Source organism: Trueperella abortisuis, from assembly GCF_030811095.1.
GTDB lineage: Bacteria > Actinomycetota > Actinomycetes > Actinomycetales > Actinomycetaceae > Trueperella > Trueperella abortisuis.
Map to the genome: position 1 here is coordinate 2,021,093 of NZ_JAUSQL010000001.1, position 19,490 is coordinate 2,040,582.

Consider the following 19,490-nt stretch of genomic DNA (forward strand, 5'->3'; position numbering starts at 1 on the left):
CATGACCACCGTTGTTAACCCACTCGAGCATGCCAGGGCCTCCCTGGCCCGCGCTTCCCTCGACGCGTGCGTCAAGTGCACGATCTGCGAGTCGCAGTGCCCGGTTGTGCGCTCGACCCCGCTGTTCTCGGGTCCGAAGTTCGTGGGCCCGCAGGCCGAACGCTTCCGCAACGGGGCCAGCGTGGACAAGTCCCTCGACTACTGCTCCGGGTGCTCGATCTGCACTACGACCTGCCCGCAGGGCGTGAAGATCGCCGAGATCAACGCCCAGGCCCGGGCCGTCATGAAGGCCGACCACATGCCGCTACGCGACCGGATCATCCCCGAGACCGAGCTCGAGGGGAAGCTGATGACGCCGTTCGCCCCGATCGCGAACGCCGCGCTGGCCAACAGGCCGGTGCGTACGATCGTGGAGAAGGTCATCGGCATCCACCGCGATGCACCTGTCCCGAAGGCCCAGACGTCGACGTTCATGAGCTGGTTCAAGAAGCACGAAAAGGAGCGCACCGGTCCCTTCCCCAAGGGCCCGATCGTCTTCTTCCACGGCTGTGCGGGCGGCTACTTCGAGATTTCGACCTCGAAAGCCGCCGTGGAGGTGCTGGAGAAGCTCGGCTACGAGGTGCTCGTGCCCAAGCAGGGTTGCTGCGGGCTGGCCCACCAGTCCAACGGCCTGTTTGGGCGAGCCTCGAAGAAGGTTCGCCAGCTGTGCGACCAGCTCAACGCCGCGGGCAAGGACCTGACTATCGTCTCGGCGTCGGGATCGTGCGCCGGCATGTTGCGCCACGAAGCGCACGAGATCATGGGCCTCGACGATCCGACGCTGCTCGATGTCGGATCGCGCACCGTTGAAATCTCGGAGTTCATCCTTGAGCTCATCGACGAAGGGGAGTTCCCGGTCGAGGAGCTCAAGCGTTGGGATATCACGATCCCCTACCATCAGCCGTGCCAGGTCAAGAGCCAGGGCATCGGCAAGCCGGCCATCCGCATGATGGAGACCGTGCCGGGTGTGAAGGTGATCGAGTCTGGCGAAGCCTGCTGCGGCATCGCCGGCACGTACGGTCTGAAGAAAGAGAAGTACGAGATCGCCCAGGCGGTGGGCAAGCCGCTGTTCGACATGGTCAAGCGCACCAACCCCAAGCTCGCCGCGTGCGAGACGGAGACCTGCCGGTGGCAGATCCGCAAGGGCACTGGGGCGACGGTCATCCACCCGATCGAGGTGATCCACCGGGCGCTCGGGCTGGCGTAGCTGGCTCACTAGCTGGGTGAGCCCGGCGGGCTCGCTGGCGTAGCCGCGAGCCCGCCGAGCCCGAGACGCGGACGCTGACTGACTTGCCCGGCAGCCGCCACGGTCGGCGCAGTTCGCGCGGTCAGCCATGTATGTCCGCCGCACAGGTTGCGGGTGGGATCTGCGATACTTGGACTATGTTTGAACAGATCACCGCCCCCGTCGCCTACCACGGCGAGGGGCCGTGCTGGTCCGAAGAGTGGGGCGGCCTGCGCTGGGTGGACATGCTCGCCGGCGACCTCCTCACCCTTCTGCCCGACGGCTCAATCCACCGTCTGCACACCGGCTCGCCCGTGGCGGCCTTCGTGCGGCCGCGCGCGAACGGCGGGTTCGTGGTCGGGCTTGAGCGCGGGCTCGGCCTAGCCGACGATCCCTTCGGCGTCGTGCGCCCACTCCCACACCTATGGGACAACGCGGACCTGCGCATGAACGAAGGTGGCACCGACCCGTGGGGCAACCTCTACGCCGGCTCGATGTCCTATTCGCGCATTGCCGGCGCTGGCACGCTATACAAGATCACCCCGGACCTCGCAGCTTGCGTGGTGCTCCCCAGCGTCACCACCTCCAATGGCATCGCCTTCAGCCCCGACGGCACGCGGGCCTACTACCATGACACGGCGACCCGGCGCACCGACGTGTTCGACGTCGTGGACCGGGAGCTAACGGGCCGGCGCGAGTTCCACGAGGCTACGGGCACGAGCCCCGACGGCTTGGCCGTCGACAGCGCGGGCAACGTGTGGGTGGCGCTCAACCGCGTGGGCAAGGTCCGCCTGTACTCCCCCGACGCTCAGATCCTGGACGAGTGGGATCTGCCGGTTCGGCTGGTCACAGCGGTCACGCTCGGCGGGCAGGACGGTCGCGACGTGTTCGTGACCACATCGCGGGAGAATCTGGAGGACCCGGAGCCGGAGGCGGGCGCGGTCTTCCGGGCCCGCGCCGAGGTCCCCGGACTCCCCGTCACTCCCTTCGCCGGGTAGCTCGCCGCCGACCCCGCGGCACGTGAGGCGGTCAACGCCTCTCCGTCGCCGGGCCGGATGGTCCGCCGCGTTAGACTTGAGCCATGTCCACTCCCCTGTCGAATGATGGCCTGTTTGACCTGCCCGAATCCGCGCGCCAGCCCAACGCGCGCGTCATTTTGGTGATGGGCGCATCCGGCAGCGGCAAGACGCGTTTCACCACCCGCACGGGACTTCCGGTAGTCTCGCTCGACGACTTTTACTACGACGGCGACCGCCCGGGTATGCCCATGCGCCACGGCATGGTCGACTGGGATTCGCCCTCCACGTGGGACCGCCAGCGGGCGGTGGATGCGCTCGTGGATCTGTGTACCACCGGCTCGGCCACCGTGCCGGTCTACGACATCCCCACCTCCACGCGAGTGGGCGAACGCAGGCTGGACATGGAGGGCCGCCGCTACGTGCTGGCCGAAGGAATCTTCGCGCCCGAAATCATCGACGACCTCAAACGCGAGGGCATTCTCGCCGACGCGCTGTGCATCAAGCGACCCCGCCTGCAGACCTTCTGGTTCCGCCTCATGCGCGACCTCGACGAAGCCCGCAAGCCCCTGCCGAACCTGCTGCGCCGCGGCGTTGCCCACTTCCTGGCCGAACCCGCCATGTACCGCGAGGTCGAAGCGAAGGGCGCCCGGCCCGTGTCCTACACCGAGGCCCAGGAGACGCTCACCCAGATGCTCGCCGCCCTGCGCTGGAACGATTAGCCCGACGTCGGCGCCCGGCCCGACTCGGCCCCGATTTTTTCACACCGCAGCACACGGGCCGTATCCCCGGATCGGCGCGGAAAACCCAGCCGCGCACAATTTCCCAATACTGATCTACCTGACGTGCAATCTTTTTCAATTCAGGCTGTCACCAGCGCTTTTGCTCACAAAAGAGCAACAATAGGGACAGGCTTGCGTGAATTTGAGCCGTCCGGCAATGTCGCCGGAGAAAGTCGCACAACTGAAAGAGGCAGATATGTCGCTTGGAGAGATCTTTGTTTCCGAGTTCATCGGAACAATGTTGCTCATTGTCCTAGGTGTTGGCGTCGTTGCCAACAACCTCCTCACGAAGAATAAGGGCCGGGGAACCGGCTGGTTGATGATCAACTTCGGGTGGGGTCTTGCAGTCTTCGTCGGCGTTTACGCCGCATACAAGACGGGCGGTCACCTGAACCCGGCCGTGACCCTCGGCGTCCTCGCGTCGGGCGCTGAGGAGTACGTGCCCGGCGTCGCCGTCAACTTCGCGAACACCATGGCCTACATCGTCGCTCAGTTCCTCGGCGCCTTCGTCGGCGCTATCATCGCGTGGCTGGCTTACAAGCAGCATTACGACGAGCACGAGAACCAGGCCGAGATCCTGGGCACCTTCGCCACCGGCCCGGAGATCCGCAACCCGCTGTGGAACACCCTCACGGAGGTCATCGGCACCTTCGTCCTGGTCGCCTGGGTCCTGTTCAACGGCGGTAGCCCGACGACGGTCGGCCCGCTCGCCGTCGCCCTCGTGATCGTTGCCATCGGCGCCTCCCTTGGTGGCCCGACCGGTTACGCTATCAACCCGGCCCGTGACCTCGGCCCGCGTGTTGCTCACGCCGTGCTCCCGATCAAGGGCAAGGGCGGCAGCGACTGGGGCTACTCCTGGGTGCCGATCGTCGGCCCGATCATCGGTGGCGTGCTCGCGGGCCTCATCTTCGGTACCGGCGCGCTCAACGTCCTCGGAATGTGATTGGTGGCGCCGCCCGGTCGATAGCCCTGCGAGCAGGGCCGGGCGGCGTCAGGTTCGCAGGGATTTTTCTCAACTACATCCACGGTGTTGGCCATTCGTGAAAACTGTGATCAGCGCCCCAGAGCATCGATATCATTTCAATTAACCGTTCAACGACGAAGGGAACTCAATGACTGAGAAGAAGTACGTATTGGCAATCGATCAGGGCACAACCTCCTCCCGTGCGATTATCTTCGATCACTCCGGAAGCATCGTCTCCGTGGGCCAGAAGGAGCACGAGCAGATTCTGCCGAAGGCCGGTTGGGTCGAGCACAATCCGATCGAGATTCGCGACAACGTCCGTGAGGTCATCGGCCAGGCCCTGTCCAAGGCCAACATCAACCGGCACGAGATCGCGGCCGTGGGCGTGACCAACCAGCGAGAGACCGCGGTGGTGTGGGACAAGAACACCGGCGAGCCTGTTTACAACGCGATCGTCTGGCAGGACACCCGCACCGATAAGATCATCCGCGAGCTTGCTGGCGACGAGGGGCCGGACAAGTACAAGGAGATCTGCGGGCTTGGCTTGGCCACCTACTTTTCGGGCCCGAAGGTCAAGTGGATCCTCGACAACGTCGAGGGTGCGCGTGAGCGCGCCGAGGCGGGAGACCTCCTCTTCGGCAACACCGACAGCTGGGTGATCTGGAACCTGACGGGTGGCCCCAACGGCGGCGTCCACGTCACCGACGTGACCAACGCGTCGCGCACCATGCTGATGGATGTGCGTGAGCTGCGTTGGCGTGAGGACATCTGCGCAGACATGGGCATCCCGATGTCGATGCTCCCGGAGATCAAGTCCTCCTCCGAGGTCTACGGCTACGGCTCGAAGAACTCCCTCATCATCGACACCCCGATCGCGGGCGACCTCGGCGACCAGCAGGCCGCTACCTTCGGCCAGGCCTGTTTCGAGAAGGGCATGGCCAAGAACACCTACGGCACGGGTTGCTTCATGCTCATCAACACGGGCAACGAGGCCATCACGTCGAAGAACGGCCTGCTGACCACGGTGTGCTACAAGATCGGCGACCAGGCTCCGGTCTACGCGCTCGAGGGTTCGATCGCTGTGACGGGTTCGCTCGTGCAGTGGTTGCGCGACCAGATTGGCCTCATTTCCTCCGCCCCGGAGATCGAGGCCCTGGCTGACACCGTTGAGGACAACGGCGGCGTCTACATCGTCCCGGCGTTCTCTGGCCTGTTTGCCCCGTACTGGAAGGACGACGCCCGCGGAGCGATCGTCGGACTGACCCGCTACAACAACAAGGGCCATCTGGCTCGCGCGGTCCTCGAAGCCACCGCGTTCCAGACGGCTGAGGTTCTCGAGGCCATGAACGCCGACTCGGGCGTGGACCTCGGCGAGCTTCGTGTCGACGGCGGCATGACGGCGAACAACGCACTCATGCAGTTCCAGGCTGACATCCTCGGCGTGGAGGTCGTCAAGCCGGTCGTTGCGGAGACCACCGCGCTCGGTGCCGCCTACGCGGCTGGCATCGCGGTCGGCTTCTGGAACGGCGAGCAGGACGTCACTGACAACTGGCAGGAGGACAAGCGCTGGAAGCCGGCGATGGAGGCCGACGAGCGTGCCCGCCAGATGCGTCTGTGGAAGAAGGCCGTCACCCGCACGTTTGACTGGGTTGACGACGACGTTCGCGCTGAGTAAAGCTGGCCACGGCCTAGCACGAGGTGGGCGGATCCTCCCGGATCCGCCCACCTTCACGTCTGCGCTAGAGTGCTCCCGGTGCCCTGAGCTAACTCTCGGCACCGGCGTCGCGGCCGGCGTCGGCCTTCGTGCGGGCGGCCGGCTTGACGAACGGGAACAGGATGGTCTCACGGATGCCAAGGCCGGTGAGCACCATGAGCATGCGGTCGATGCCCATGCCCATGCCGCCCGACGGCGGGAATCCCTGCTCCATCGCCTCGATGAAGGATTCATCCAGCTGCATGGCTTCCGGGTCGCCCGCGGCGGCCTCGAGTGACTGTTGGGTGAGGCGCTCGCGCTGGATGACCGGGTCAGCGAGTTCGGTGTAGGCGGTGGCCACCTCCACGCCGCGCACGTACAGGTCCCACTTCTCGGTCAGCCCGGGCTTGGAGCGGTGGTTGCGGGTGAGTGGCGACGTGTCCTCCGGGAAGTCAAAGACGAAGGTCGGCTCCCACAGTTTCGAGCCGACGAGCTCCTCCCAGATGTCCTCGGCGATCTTGCCCGCCACGGCGTACTCTTTGACGCCGACGCCGAACTTCTCGGCGATCTGCACGAGGCGCTCGCGCGGGGTTTGGACGCTCACGTCCTCCCCCACGGCCTCGGACAACGAGGTGTACAGGTCCAGGCGGCTCCATTCGCCGCCGACGTCGTATTCGGTGCCGTCGGCAAGGGTGACGGTGGTGGTGCCGAAGAGGTCCCGCGCCGCGTTCTGGATCAGATCGCGGGTGAGGACGGCCATCTCCTCGTAGGTGGCAAAGGCCTGGTAGGCCTCCATCGCGGAGAATTCTGGCGAGTGCGTGGAGTCCGCGCCCTCGTTGCGGAAGTTCTTGCCGATCTCGAAGACGCGTTCGATGCCGCCGACCACTGCCTTCTTCAGGTACAGCTCGGTTGCGATGCGCAGGTAAAGATCCTGATCGTAGGCGTTGATGTGGGTCTCGAACGGGCGGGCCGCGGCGCCGCCGTGGAGCGGCTGCAGGATCGGGGTCTCCACCTCGATGTAGCCGCGCTCATCGAATGTCTTACGGATGGACTTCATCATGCCGGCGCGCAGGCGCACGGTCTTGCGGGCGGTGTCGCGCGTAATGAGGTCGAGGTGCCGGTTGCGCACGCGCGTCTCCTCGCTCAGCGCCATTTCGGTGCCGTCCTCCGCCGTGAACATCTTCGGCAGCGGGCGGATCGCCTTGGAGGCGAGCTGCCAGGATGTAGCGAAGATGGACAGCTCACCGCGCTTGGAGGCGCCAACGTAGCCGTCCACCCACACGAAGTCGCCCAGGTCGACGTCGGCCTTGAGCGCGTCCAACGCCTCCTTGCCCACGTTGGCCAGCGAGAAGATCACCTGGATGCGCTGCCCATCCCCCGCCTGCAGCTGAATGAAGGCGATCTTGCCCGACGGGCGGAACAGCATGACGCGCCCCGCGAGTTCCACGCGTTCCCCGGTCAGCTCGTCGCCCGGCTGAAGCACGACGTCGGCGCTCACCTTCTCACCTTCACGCTCGACGGCGTACTTGGCCCTCACATCGGCGATGGTGTGCGTGATCTCGAGCTGAGGCGGGTACGGGTCGCGTCCTGCGGCGAGCAGGCGAACCCGCTTCTCCTTGCGGACAGCGAGTTGATCGGAGGTGTCGTCGTAGTTTGGCTGCATGGGTGTCCTATTCTTCTCACTGAGCTCTTTCGCGATGTTGGCTAGAGCCCTGCCGCTTAGAGCTGGTCCTTGATGTAGCGCGGCAGGATGTCCGCGATCGTGGTTAGCACGTAGTTCGGCTGATCCTTGCGCTTGAGGCCGCGAGCGGCGTCAACCGTGGTGTCGCCGGTGAGCACGAGCGCGGTGGGCACGCCGAAACGCTTGGCCATGCGGATGTCGGCACCAAGGGAGTCGGTGACGAACAGCGCCTCCTCGGGGCGGACCTGAATCTCGTCGAAAATCAGTTCTAGCAGGTCGGTCTCGGGGCTACCGAGGTTCTTGGTCAGGCGCTTGCGGGTGGCGGTCTCCAGCGCGGTGACGATCGGCAACGTGCCAGGCTCACACGTGCCGTCGGGCATTCGGCGGATTCGACGCAGCGAGGTGCTCAGCAGATCGGCCCCGTTGTCCGCGATCGCGTGGTAGGCGGTGGAGAACATGCGCATATCGAAGTCGGATGTGAAGCTGACGATCACCAGGTTGGTCTCCGCGGCGTCCGAGGTGACCTCGATACCGTTGGCGGCAAGCTCGTCACGGAAGTGCGCCCCGCCAGCCACGAACACCTTCGCCCCCGGGTAGGAGTTCTTCAGGTAGCGCGAGGCAAGCGTGGCGGGGGTGATGACCTGGTCGGCGGTGATCTCGATCCCCTCCTCGCTCATCATCTCCACGAGCCGGGCCGGCGTGACGTCGGAGAGCCATGACATGAAGCGGACGGGCCGGTTCAGGTGAATGAGCGCGTCGACGACCGTCTTGAGCTGGGGCATGAGGTTCGTGCCCGCGTACAGACCCGCATCGATGTTGATGAGGTAGGCGTCGAACACGCGCCCGGGCGCCTCCTCCACCATCACCTCGAGGTTGGTGATGCGCGAGGAGATTTCATCCTCGCCGCTCGAGTACTCGGAGGCCGAGGTCACGGCCTCGGTGTTGGCGGGCTCCGGCTTTGCGATCATTGCGCGTAGCTTGTCGACGTCGGGGACGAGCGCCTTGGGATGAATCTTGGGGATCTTCGGCAAACGCATTCTGCTCTCCTATCGTGCGTGGTCGAAGGGGATGCCGGACGGGGAAAGGCCGTGGCCGGCGGGCACCTGACCCGGATCGGTTCCGGCCTCACGGATGCGGTTTTCGGAGTCGACGTAGATAACCTTCGGCTGGTAGGTGTGCGCCGAAGCGTCGTCCATCTGGCTGTAGCACATGATGATGACGAGGTCGCCCACGTCGACGAGGCGGGCGGCAGCACCGTTGAGCTTGACCTCGCCGGCGCCGCGCTCGCCCGGGATGGCGTAGGTAGTCAGGCGGGCACCGTTGGTCACGTCCACGATGTCGACCTGTTGGCCCGGCAGGATGTCCGCCGCCTCGAGCAGGTCCAGGTCTACCGTGATGGAGCCGACGTAGTGCAGATCCGCCCCGGTCACGGTGGCGCGGTGGATCTTGCCGGTCAGCATTGTGCGCAGTCTCATGCGAGATCTACCTCCATGTTGTCGATGAGGCGGGTGGGGCCCACGTAGGCGGCGGCGACGAGAAGGCCGGGGCCGTGCGCGTCGTCCTCAAGAAAAGCGAAGGTGGACGGATCCACGAGGTGAAGGTAGTCCACGCGGATGCTCGGCGCAGCGTGTAGCTCGGCGCGCACGCTGTCTCGTACCTCGCCCGCGCTGACGCCGGATGCCGCCAGCTGAACGCCGTGGCGCAGCGCGGCGGATAGGGCCAGGGCTTGGGTGCGCTCGGTGTCCGACAGATAGGAGTTGCGCGAGGACAGCGCCAAGCCGGACTGATCGCGCTTGATCGGCACCGCGCGCACGTCGACGCCCATGTTGAGATCCGCCACCATCGTGCGCACGAGCGCCAACTGCTGGGCATCCTTCTGACCGAAGAAGGACATGTCCGGGCGGACCAGGTTGAACACCTTGTGCACGATCTGGAGCACGCCGGCGAAGTGGGTGGGGCGGGTGGCGCCCTCCAGCACGCGGGCCATCGGCCCCGGGTCGATTCGCACGAGCGGCTCGCGCGGGTAGATGTCCTCATCCGTGGGCAAAAATGCGATATCCACGCCCTCCCGCTCGAGGAGGGCAAGATCCGCGGTCTCGGTGCGCGGGTAGGCGGCGAAGTCCTCGTTCGGACCGAACTGGAGCGGGTTGACGTACACGGATGCCACCACCGTCTGCGCGGCCGCGCGAGCCGCCTTCAACAGCTGGGCGTGCCCGTCGTGGAGGGCACCCATCGTCATGACGAGCGCGCGCGTGCCATCGGCCTTCGCCAAGGCGGCCGCGAGCTCGCTTCGAGTCCTACAAATCTCCATATTCCCCATTCTATCTGCCCCCACCAGGACAGCGAGCTGCGGCGACGATGGTATGCAACTCACTTGCCCGTTCTTCGCCGATGACACCGGCCTTGGCGGCTCGCTGAACGAGGCAGGCAAGCAGCTGCAGGTCGCTTTCGGCGACGTCGGCCAGTTCCGGGGACTCCTTGGCCAACGTTCCGAGCGCGGCGACGCGTTCGGCGGCCTCCTCTGGGCCGGGTACGGGCGGGTTCGGCCATGATCGCTCAGTTGCGTGCGTGCCAACGACGCCACTTCCAGGCCCACCCCCGAGCACGCCAGCCCCGCCGGCGCCTTCCGCGACCCCGGCGCCCGCCATGTTGCCGGCCGCGAGCCCCCGCTCGAGGCCGGCCTGGGCCCACTGCGCGATCAGATCGCCCGGCTCCTCCACCCCGATCTGCGCCAGCACCCGCCCGGCCTGGGAGGTAGCCAGCTCCACACCCTCGCGCACGTGGGCGAGCGCGGCGGCATAGATCGCCCGATCCGCCGAATTGACCACCACGCCCTGGGCACCCATCTCCGCCGCGAGCGCCAAACCGATCGGCTGGATCGCGTTCGCCGCCGAGACGACGACGTGGGCGCCTTGGAGCCGCGCCACGTCCATCGACGTGCCAGAAAACTCCATGACCGGGTGCAGCGCGAGGGCGAGCGCGCCAGCCGCCTGCGCCGGCGCCAGCGCCTCCACTCCCCGCCGCGCCGAGGTGTGGACCACGATCTGCCCCGCCTGCCAGGCCCCAAGCTTCGCCAGACCCGCCACGAGGGGTTCGAGCTCCGGGTCGGGTAACGCGAGAATAACCAGCTCGGAGCGCTCCACGATCGTGGGCACGTCGAGTGCCGGGACGCCCGGCAACATGACCTCCAGCCGCTCGCGCGAGGCGGGCGAGGGCGCGTGCGCACCCACGATGCCATGCCCGGCCGCCCGAAGCGCGCTACCGAACGCCGCGCCTACCCGGCCTGCGGAGATGATGCCGATCCCCATGCGTCCCGTCGAATTCTCCATGCCTCCCATCCTAGCCGCCCCCTCCGACAAATCTGTTCCGCCCTGCCCCACGCACGCGCCACGCCCAGCCCGCTACACCCAGCCAGTAGATCGGCCACGTCCGGCACCAATCCGCACCCCGGCGTCGTGCGAAAAGCGCGGCACAAGCGGAAGAAAACTGCCGGCTACCAGTGAGAACAAAAGACCAGAAGTTCCCCGCTCTATTGCACGGCTTCGGTAAGGATGGGACAATGAGAGCCATGAAGAAAATAATCAATAACCCCAATGACGTGGTCACTGATTCCCTCCTCGGAGTGGCCGCAGCGCATCTGGACCTTGACGTCGACATCCCCCAGCACATCGTCTACCGAGCCAATAAGAAGGCCGGCAAGGTCGCCCTCGTCTCCGGCGGCGGATCCGGCCACGAGCCGCTCCACTCCGGCTTCGTCGGGGAAGGCATGCTCGACGCGGCGTGCTGCGGCGAGGTCTTCACCTCCCCTGTCCCCGACCAGATCATGGAGGCCACCCACAAGGTCGACTCCGGCAAGGGCGTGCTCCACATCGTCAAGAACTACACCGGCGACGTCATGAACTTCGAGATGGCCGCCGAGATGGCCGCCGACATGGAGGGCACCGAGGTCAAAGCCGTCATCGTCGAGGACGACGTCGCGGTCCAGGACTCCCTCTACACCGCGGGCCGCCGTGGCGTGGGCGGCACCCTATTCGTGGAGAAGATCGCCGGGGCGCTGGCGGAGGAGGGCGCCGATCTCGACGCCGTGGCCGCCGTCGCCCAGAAGGTCGCCGACTCCACGCGCAGCTTCGGCATGGCACTGACCTCCTGCACGGTCCCCGCGGCCGGCAAGCCCACCTTTGACCTGGGCGAGGACGAGATCGAGCTCGGCATCGGCATCCACGGCGAGCCGGGCCGCGAACGCCGCCCGCTCCAGCCGGCACACGAGCTGGCCAAGGAGCTGGTCGAGCCGATCCTGGCGGACATGGACTTCACCGGCGCGCCCGTCATCGCGATGTTGGGCGGAATGGGCGCCACCCCGCTGTCCGAGCTGTACCTCATGTACGGCGAGGTCGCCAAGCTCCTCCAGGAGGCCGGCGTCGAGGTTGCCCGCGTGCTCGTTGGCAACTATGTCACCTCCCTCGACATGGCCGGCTGCGCGCTGTCGCTGCTCAAGGCCGACGACGAACTCCTGCGGCTGTGGGACGCCCCGGTTGTCACCAGCGGACTGAGGTGGGGTAAGTAATGCCCGAGCTTCAGCCTTTCGCGGCCTGGATGGCCGCCTTCAAGGCCAAGATTGACGAACAGGCCGACTACCTGACGGATCTGGACCGCCAGATCGGCGACGCGGATCACGGGGCCAACATGGCCCGTGGCGTCCAGGCGATCGCAGAGCTCGACCTGGACGCGATCCCGGACGCCGGCACCTACCTCAAGAAGGCCGGCATGGCACTCGTGTCGAAGGTGGGCGGCGCCTCCGGCCCGCTCTACGGCACGCTGCTGATGCGGATGGGCGGGGCGCTGCCGGAAGGCGAGCTCACGCGCGAGGGCTTCCTCGCCGCCCTACGCACGGGCGTGGAAGGCCTGCAGGCGCGCGGCAAGGCGGAGGTGGGCGACAAGACGATGCTTGACGTCTGGTTCCCCGCCCTCGCAGCCGCCGACGCCGCGGAAGGCACCCTTGCCGACGCCCTCGGCGCAGCCGCCGACGCCGCGCGCGCGGGTGCCGAGGCCACCATCCCGATGATTGCCCGCAAGGGTCGGGCCTCATACCTCGGCGAACGTTCGATGGGCGTGAAGGATCCGGGTTCGGCCTCCTCCGTCCTCCTCATCGAGGCGGCGCTGGAGGCATTTGGTGACTAACGTCGGCCTCGTTGCCGTCTCGCATTCGGCGCCACTGGCGGCCGCAGCGCGCGACCTCGCCCTCGACATGGGCCGGGATGCGACGATTGTGGCCGCCGGCGGCGTCGACGGCGGTTTCGGCACCTCCGCAGAACTTATCTCCGCCGCGATCGAGGAGGCGGACGCCGGGGCCGGCGTCGTCGTGCTCGTCGACCTCGGCTCGGCCGTCATGTCCACGGAGATGGCCCTCGAGTTCATCGACCCTGACCTCGCCGAGCGCACCACGGTGGTGCCCGCTCCCCTCGTAGAAGGCCTGGTGGTGGCCGCGGTGGCGGCCGGTGCCGGCGCGAGCCGCGAGGACGTGGCGCGCGAGGCCATGGGCGCGCTCGCCGCCAAGCAGTCCGACATCCCCTACGATTTGGACGACGCGGCTGGGGCTGGCAGGACCGCGGCTGGCAACGCGGCCGGCGCCGATCCTGGGCCGGACACGCGCGAGTGGATCTCACGCACCTACACCGTGGACGACCCGGCGGGCCTGCACGCCCGCCCCGCCGGCGCACTCGTTGCCGCCGTCGCGCCCTTCGACGCCGAGGTGCGCGTCTCCTACGCGGGCACCGGCCGCGGACCCGTCGTGGCCCGCTCAATGACGTCGTTGATCTCGCTCGGCGTCGTGGGAGGAGGCGAGATCCTCGTCCAGGCCACCGGGCCCGAGGCGGAGGCCGCGCTCGACGCCGTCGGGCAGCTCGCCGAGCGAGGCTGGCTCGCCGACGGCGAGGTCAAGCCCGAAACCACCATCCCCGCCCACAAGCGCCAGACCGGCTCCGGCCTGGAGATCGCCGTCGGGCCCGCGCTCGTGTGGCACGCAGATCCGCGCCCCGAGGTCTGCAAGGAGCCGAAGAACCAGGCTGAGGCATACGCGGAGGCGCGCGAGGCCGTGCGCACCTACCTCTCTTCCCTCGGCGACGACCCGATTCTCACCCTGCAAATCGGCCTCCTCGACGATCCGGTCTACACCGGCCGCATCACCTCCGCGATCGCCGCCGGCAAACCCACCCAGATCGCGATCCAACGGGCCACCACCGACACGGTGGCCGATTACCTGGAACTGCCCACCGAGTATTTGCGCGAGCGCTCCGAAGACGTCAAGGCTCTCGGCGACCTCCTCATCCAGGCGCTGCAGGGCCGTCCGCTTGGCGGGCTCGCCGCCGCCATCGCCGACTTCGGCCGCGACCCCGTGGTGGTGCTCGACTCGCTCACCCCGGCCCTCGCCTCCGAGATCGATCCCGGATCAGTGATCGGCATCCTCGCCGCCACCGGATCCTCCACCGGTCACGGCGCGCTCATTGCCTCCGCCAAGGGCATCCCCGTCATCGCGGGCAAGGAGATAGCGCGGGACGTGAAGCAGGGGCAGGAGATCGCGCTTGAGCCGCGCTCAGGCATGGTCTACGTGGATCCGACCCGCGCCCAGCTCCACGAACTGTTGCGCGCCTCCAAAGAGCAGGCGCGCCTCGCGAAGACGGCCCGCGAACATGCCCACGAGCCCGCGCTCTACGACGGGCGGCAAATCTACGTGCGCGCCAACGTTGCCGTGGCCAGCGACGCCGAACTCGGCGCTAATAACGGGGCCGACGGTTCGGGGCTGGTACGCACCGAGGTGCTCTTCGCGGACTGGAAGCACCTTCCCACGGTGGAGGAGCAGGCGGAGGTTTTCACCCAGATCGCCGAGGCGCTCGGGAAAGACCAGCCCATCACGATTCGCACCTGGGACGTGGGGGCCGACAAGCCCGTGCCCTTCTTCGACGCGCCGGCCGAGGACAACCCGTTCCTCGGCGTACGTGGGATCCGGCTCATGCGCCGCTTCCCCGATGCCCTCATCGACCAGTTCCGCGCCGTCATCCGCGTGGCCCAGTGCGCCAACATCAAGGTGATGATCCCGATGGTCACCAACCTCTCCGAGGTCGCGTGGGCGCGCAAGATGTTCAACGCCGCGGTGGAGGCCGAAGGCCGACCCGATGAACTACCCGAGTTTGGCATGATGCTCGAGACGCCGGCCGCCCTGCTCAACGTCGCAGCCTTCGACGAAGTGGTCGACTTCTTCTCCGTGGGCACGAACGATCTCATCCAGTACGTGGCGGCCGCCGACCGCGGCAACTCCAGCCTCTCCCGCGTCGCCGACGAGGTGATCCCGCTGGTGGTGGACTTGATCGCGGACACCGTCCGTAAGCTCGCCTCCCCGCTGGGCATTTGCGGCGACCTCGCATCCTCCGAGGAGCACGTGCCGCAGCTGGTGCGCGCCGGGGTGGCCTCCCTTTCCGTCCGGCCAGCGCTGGTGCCTCAGATCAAGGCGGCGATCCGGGCGATCGAGTAGGCCGCGCGGCACTCCACTCATGTGTGGGCCGTATCTGCAGGTAGGCAGATACGGCCCACGCCGGACTCTCGCCCGCGCCAGCCGACACAACTCAGGAATCTGAGATCCGCCGGGCCCATATGGCGACCGGCAGCCGAAATACTCAAGTGAACTGTCGGACGGGCTAGACGCCTACGCGCTCCCGCCAGGCCTCGATCGACTCGCTCACGCCCGCGTGTCGCGCCCGCGAGGCCAGGTCGTTCTCGATCCACACCATCCGTTCCACCTCGGCCACATCCATGTTCTTGTGGGTGGCCGAGGCGGCCGATACCAGATCCAGCTTGATGGCTCCCAAACCGAGGCGGCGCTGGATCGGGCCCTGGCTCATCGACATCGACTGCGTGTGATCCTGCCACACGAACATGACCCGCCTCCCGAAGCGCCCACGCCGGAACACCGCCACCTTCGGGGTCAGGCAGATGCCGCGCGAACGATACGTGATCGGATCGAACCACTTGGCCCGGTCCGGGGAGGATAGGAAGAAGCGGCCCGTACCAAATCCGTCGAGGGCGTCGCGGATCAGGGCGGCGTCGTCGTCGGTGCCGGCGTCGGGAAGCATGGTCCACAGCACCCGCAACGCCTCCTCGCGCGAGCCGGCGGGGATGATGAGTTCGGAACTCGGGCTGTCGCCGGAGGAGTCAAGACCTGAGGCCCCCGCCAACGTGGCCTCGACGCTCCACCAGTCCTTCCAACGCCACAGGATTGGCCGGCGTAGCTCGATGGCGTGCAGGCGAGTCGGGGGCATGGAGCGGGTGGTGAGCGTGGTCAGGCCGGAGCGCACGCGCAGGCCGTTAGCCGAGATATAGACCTTCGTGCCGTAGCGCTCGAGCGAGTCCGAAACAAAGGTGAACAGCGCGCCACCGATGATGAAGATGGCGGCGATGATCGTGTGTTCCAGCCACATCGACGTCACCAGTGTCAACGCGGTCGCCGCAACCGTGGCGATGAAAGTCGGGCCGAGGAACTGGGAGGCGACGAGGCGCGCGGTGGGCATCTCGAAGATGAGCTGGTCATTCTCCGTGTCGTCAGGGTCGAAGACGGGGATCACCGGCTCGACGCCGGGGGCGCCATGCTCGGCACCCGCCTCTCCCGGAGCTGCGGAGAATCCGGGCTCGTGATGGGCTCCGGCCCCGGCGGGCTCGCCTACGCCGGGCGCGGCGGCGGGCTCGCCGGAAGAGTCGCGGGGCGCGACCTCAGCGGGTGCGATGTCAGCGGGTGCGACGGCGTCGTTGGAGAGGCCGATCGGCCTGCCGGCGCGAGCGTTAGCCAGGCCCCGCAGGATCTCCTTGCGCAAGGCAGCACAGTCCGCCATGGTGAGCAGGCCAAGCTCGATGCCCGGTTCGGATCCCGCGGCCTCGACCTTGACCGAGCCGAAGCCAAAGATACGCCCGAACAGCCTCTGCTCCACCTCCACAGTCTGCACGCGATCCCAGCGCATGTGAGTATGACTCTTCAGGATAATGCCGGAACGCTTGTGGATGCCGGAATCGACCACCGCAAAAGACTGGAAACGCCAGACCACCCAGGCCACGAGGACGACAAACACCACGAGGGCCAGCAGGGCTCCGACCGCGATCAGGACCACCACCACGGTGATGTGAGAGGCGACCTCGCGCAGGTCGGCCAGCCCGTCCTTCAGGACCGACTGCAAGATGTTGTAGACGAGCACCACGAGGATGATCCCCAGGGCGCCGCCGCTTGCCAGCGGGGTCACCTTGTGGAACCGACGCCACGCGTCCTCCGGGACGGATTCGCCGAGTGCGCGCTTGTCGCTCACAGGCCCTCCATCCTCGCCTCGCCCAGCGCCGTCAGCTTCTCGCGCAGGCGTTCCGCCTCCGCAAGCGCGAGGCCAGGAATCGACGCGTTCGAACCCGCCGACGCCGTGACCAGCTCGATCTTGGCCAAACCGTAGCGCTTGAGGAGCGGGCCGGTGCCCACCTCCACCTGCTGCATGCGGCCGTAGGGCACCACCGTCACGCCGTGAAACATGATGCCGGAGCGGATGAGGAGTTCGTCCTCGAGTTCGGCGTAGCCGAAGGCACGGGCGCGGCGCAGGGCGAAGGGGATCTGGATGATCCACACCAGCGCCCACACCGCGAAGCTAGCCCACCACAGCACGGCCGGGAAGCTGGCATTTCCGAGCGTGAACGCGGGGATCGCTCCGACTGCCACGGCGGCTAGTACGCCGGTCGACCACCGGATCGCCTGAACCTTGATATAGCCGGGGTCTAAGGGTGTGAATTCGACATCCTTGGCAAGAGGGTTTCTCATAATCCCAGTATACAGAGGGTGTAGCTCGCACCCATCCGCCCTCCGGCGGAGCCGGAAACGACGGTTGCCGCGCTCGCGCCGAAGCAAAGCCAGCCGCGGAGCGGGACTAACCGGGCTATTGGACGCCATTGGCGCTGGCGGCAGCGTCGGGGCCCGGGTCGTCGTAGGTGCACCAGCGCTCTCCCACCAGGGCTTCGATCGTCATGACGATCGAAGCTAACCCGGCCAACAGGGCGTTGTGCCCGTTGTCGGTGAGGAAGGTGGCCGAGCCGGCATAGTAGGCGACCGCGATCCCCAGCGCGCCGCCCGCCATGAGCGTGCCGCCGCGCGAGGTGGCCTGCGTGAGCACCCAGATCCGGGCCGCGTACAGCTGATCCACCGGACGCCTGCCCTTGCGGTACTGGCGCACCAGCCACGCCTGGCCGATCACCACAGCGCCGATGACGAGCGGCACGAGGAACAGCCAGAACGGGATCGGGACCGGGTTCGCCCCGGAGCGGATAAAAACGGAGGTGAGCGAGAAGACCGTCACGCCGGCAACCAGCCCCGCCCCGAGCAGCATCGAGATCGAGGTGGGGCGCAGCTTGCGGTTCCGGCTCATCCTCACCCTCCGAGCGGCTCGACCCGCTGGTCGGCGACGTCGAGGAGCAGGTCGGCGACGCGCCGTCCCGCAAGCGTGGCGCCCGGGTCGAGCGAGGCCCAAGGCTCGAGCACGAAGCGCCGCTCGGCGGCGCGCGGATGCGGCAGTGTCAGGCGCGCGGTGTCCAGCTCGAGGTCGGCATAGGTGATGATGTCGAGGTCGAGGGTGCGCGCACCCCAGCGCTCGGAGCGCACCCGCCCATGCTTGGCCTCGATCGACTGGAGCCGGTCGAGCAGTTCGAGGGGCTGCAGGTGCGTGTCTAGCAGCGCGACGGCGTTGACGTAGTCCGGCTGTTCGGCCTGCTCCTGCGCCAGCCGCGGCGCCGTGCGATACAGGCTGGAGGCGACGACGACGCCGAGCCCGCCCAGCTCCCGGATCGCGGAACGCACGTGGCCGGCCGGGTCATCCAGGTTGGAGCCGATGCCGACGACGGCACGCTGAGCGCCGAAGGTGCGCCCGCCCGCCAGGCCGCCGATCTGATCTCCCGTCCACCGTTCGAACGTGACGGCCACGTCCGCGAACTCGTGCGGGATCGGGGCCTGCGGCTTGTGGACGGTGACCTCCACTCCCGCGGCGCCGAAATCCAGCACCCGGGCGGCGATGCGGCCGGCGAGGGTCTCGATGAGGTCGGCGTGCTCGCCCTCGATCACGGCCACCACGGCGTCGGCCACCTCGGCGTAGTTGATCGTGTGGGCCACGTCGTCGGTGGCAATGGCCCGCGTGATGTCGAGGCGTAGCGCGACGTCGACCACGAAGTCCTGCGGTGCGGTGTGTTCGAAGTCGAGCACACCGTGGGTGCCGCGGGCGCGCAGGCCGGAGAGCCGGATCGTGGACAGGGACATCAGTTGCCCTTCAGCATGTGGGCGACGTTGATCGCCGTGGCGGTGGCGGCGACGTTGTGGACGCGCACCGCCCACACCGAATCCGCGATGAAGGCCGAGATGGTCGCGGTGGCGACGTCGCGCTCGTCGTCCACGGCGACGTTTGCGAGGAAGCGCTTGCGCGAGTGTCCCACCAGCACGCGGTGACCCTCCCCCAGGAAGGCGCCGAGCCCGCGCAAGACCTCCCAATCCTGCTCGCCAACCTTCGCGAAGCCCAGGCCCGGGTCGAGGATGATCGACTCGGCCGTGATCCCGGCGGCGACGGCCGCGTCGCGCGAGGCGAGCAGCTCGGAGCGAACCTCGCCCACGATGTCGCCGTAGGAGGCCAGGCCGTTCATCGTGCGGGCGTTGCCGCGCCCGTGCTGGAGCACGTAATCGCAGCCTAGCTCCGCAACGGTGGCGAACATGTCCGGGTCGCCCTGCCCGCCGGTCACGTCGTTGACGATCGCGGCGCCCGCCTCGACAGCCCGGCGCGCGGTACTGGCGTGGTAGGTGTCCACCGAGACCGGCACCTCGCCCGACAGCTGCGCGACGACGTCCGCGATCCTGCCCCATTCTTCCTGCGCGGCGACGGGTTCGGCGCCCGGGCGGGTGGATTCGCCGCCGATATCGAGGATGGTGGCGCCGGCGGCGATCAGTTGCCGACCGTGGTCGATGGCGGCGCGCGGGTCGAGGAACTTGCCCCCATCCGAGAACGAGTTCGGCGTCACGTTGACGATTCCCATGATATTCAT

18 protein-coding genes are annotated in these 19,490 nt (G+C 67.4%); 8 read left to right on the top strand and 10 right to left on the bottom strand.

The genetic code is table 11. The features are described 5' to 3' along the window. Position 1 precedes the first annotated feature (1 nt). From J2S45_RS09140 to glpK, 5 genes are all read left to right on the top strand, one after another. On the top strand, positions 2 to 1,246 hold the full coding sequence (locus tag J2S45_RS09140) for an anaerobic glycerol-3-phosphate dehydrogenase subunit C (RefSeq protein WP_270975612.1): 1,245 nt from the start codon (positions 2 to 4) through the stop codon (positions 1,244 to 1,246). 176 nt (positions 1,247 to 1,422) lie between these two features. Next, positions 1,423 to 2,262: an SMP-30/gluconolactonase/LRE family protein gene (locus J2S45_RS09145; protein ID WP_307635187.1), complete on the top strand. Its 840-nt coding sequence runs from the start codon at positions 1,423 to 1,425 to the stop codon at positions 2,260 to 2,262. Between the two features lie 83 nt (positions 2,263 to 2,345). Beyond that, on the top strand, positions 2,346 to 3,002 hold the full coding sequence (locus J2S45_RS09150; RefSeq protein ID WP_296931259.1) for a uridine kinase family protein: 657 nt from the start codon (positions 2,346 to 2,348) through the stop codon (positions 3,000 to 3,002). 256 nt (positions 3,003 to 3,258) lie between these two features. Next, complete coding sequence (locus tag J2S45_RS09155; RefSeq protein WP_307635188.1) at positions 3,259 to 4,005, top strand: MIP/aquaporin family protein; 747 nt, start codon at positions 3,259 to 3,261, stop codon at positions 4,003 to 4,005. Positions 4,006 to 4,174: 169 nt separating this feature from the next. Then, the gene (glpK, locus tag J2S45_RS09160) at positions 4,175 to 5,701 is read left to right on the top strand and encodes a glycerol kinase GlpK (protein WP_296931263.1); all 1,527 of its coding nucleotides are present in this window, start codon (positions 4,175 to 4,177) and stop codon (positions 5,699 to 5,701) included. A gap of 88 nt (positions 5,702 to 5,789) precedes the next feature. Here glpK and lysS read toward each other — a convergent pair whose 3' ends face one another. From lysS to J2S45_RS09185, 5 genes are read right to left on the bottom strand one after another with little or no spacing between them, the layout of a single operon-like run. Next, positions 5,790 to 7,382 (bottom strand): lysine--tRNA ligase, encoded by a 1,593-nt coding sequence (gene lysS / locus J2S45_RS09165; protein ID WP_307635189.1) that lies wholly within the window; start codon positions 7,380 to 7,382, stop codon positions 5,790 to 5,792. 56 nt (positions 7,383 to 7,438) lie between these two features. After that, positions 7,439 to 8,437, bottom strand: coding sequence for an HAD-IIA family hydrolase (locus J2S45_RS09170; RefSeq protein ID WP_296931267.1), 999 nt, complete (start codon positions 8,435 to 8,437; stop codon positions 7,439 to 7,441). A 9-nt stretch (positions 8,438 to 8,446) separates the two neighbouring features. After that, a complete protein-coding gene (panD, locus tag J2S45_RS09175) occupies positions 8,447 to 8,875 on the bottom strand; it encodes an aspartate 1-decarboxylase (RefSeq protein ID WP_270975622.1) in 429 nt (142 codons plus the stop codon). Beyond that, the gene (gene panC / locus J2S45_RS09180) at positions 8,872 to 9,711 is read right to left on the bottom strand and encodes a pantoate--beta-alanine ligase (protein WP_307635190.1); all 840 of its coding nucleotides are present in this window, start codon (positions 9,709 to 9,711) and stop codon (positions 8,872 to 8,874) included. Before panC ends, panD begins: the two co-directional genes overlap by 4 nt. A 10-nt stretch (positions 9,712 to 9,721) precedes the next feature. After that, positions 9,722 to 10,729 carry an NAD(P)-binding domain-containing protein gene (locus J2S45_RS09185; protein ID WP_296931271.1) on the bottom strand — a complete coding sequence of 336 codons (1,008 nt, stop codon included), beginning with the start codon at positions 10,727 to 10,729 and terminating at the stop codon, positions 9,722 to 9,724. A gap of 239 nt (positions 10,730 to 10,968) precedes the next feature. Between J2S45_RS09185 and dhaK the strand changes: the two genes are divergently transcribed. The 3 genes from dhaK to dhaM are packed head-to-tail and all read left to right on the top strand — an operon-like array spanning position 10,969 to position 14,925. Then, the gene (dhaK, locus tag J2S45_RS09190) at positions 10,969 to 11,964 is read left to right on the top strand and encodes a dihydroxyacetone kinase subunit DhaK (RefSeq protein ID WP_300048600.1); all 996 of its coding nucleotides are present in this window, start codon (positions 10,969 to 10,971) and stop codon (positions 11,962 to 11,964) included. Further along, complete coding sequence (gene dhaL, locus J2S45_RS09195) at positions 11,964 to 12,578, top strand: dihydroxyacetone kinase subunit DhaL (RefSeq protein WP_296931275.1); 615 nt, start codon at positions 11,964 to 11,966, stop codon at positions 12,576 to 12,578. Before dhaK ends, dhaL begins: the two co-directional genes overlap by 1 nt. Next, positions 12,571 to 14,925 (top strand): dihydroxyacetone kinase phosphoryl donor subunit DhaM, encoded by a 2,355-nt coding sequence (dhaM, locus tag J2S45_RS09200; protein ID WP_307635191.1) that lies wholly within the window; start codon positions 12,571 to 12,573, stop codon positions 14,923 to 14,925. The genes dhaL and dhaM overlap by 8 nt, the downstream gene beginning before the upstream one ends. A gap of 163 nt (positions 14,926 to 15,088) precedes the next feature. Here the strand turns inward: dhaM and J2S45_RS09205 are convergent, their stop codons facing one another. From J2S45_RS09205 to folP, 5 genes are all read right to left on the bottom strand, one after another. Beyond that, on the bottom strand, positions 15,089 to 16,741 hold the full coding sequence (locus J2S45_RS09205) for a PH domain-containing protein (protein WP_307635192.1): 1,653 nt from the start codon (positions 16,739 to 16,741) through the stop codon (positions 15,089 to 15,091). Further along, positions 16,738 to 17,235 (bottom strand): PH domain-containing protein, encoded by a 498-nt coding sequence (locus J2S45_RS09210; RefSeq protein ID WP_296931281.1) that lies wholly within the window; start codon positions 17,233 to 17,235, stop codon positions 16,738 to 16,740. The genes J2S45_RS09205 and J2S45_RS09210 overlap by 4 nt, the downstream gene beginning before the upstream one ends. A 115-nt stretch (positions 17,236 to 17,350) precedes the next feature. Continuing rightward, on the bottom strand, positions 17,351 to 17,836 hold the full coding sequence (locus J2S45_RS09215) for a DUF3180 domain-containing protein (protein WP_296931283.1): 486 nt from the start codon (positions 17,834 to 17,836) through the stop codon (positions 17,351 to 17,353). A 2-nt stretch (positions 17,837 to 17,838) separates the two neighbouring features. Further along, positions 17,839 to 18,717, bottom strand: coding sequence for a 2-amino-4-hydroxy-6-hydroxymethyldihydropteridine diphosphokinase (gene folK / locus J2S45_RS09220; RefSeq protein WP_296931285.1), 879 nt, complete (start codon positions 18,715 to 18,717; stop codon positions 17,839 to 17,841). Further along, positions 18,717 to 19,490: a dihydropteroate synthase gene (gene folP / locus J2S45_RS09225; RefSeq protein WP_296931287.1), complete on the bottom strand. Its 774-nt coding sequence runs from the start codon at positions 19,488 to 19,490 to the stop codon at positions 18,717 to 18,719. Before folP ends, folK begins: the two co-directional genes overlap by 1 nt.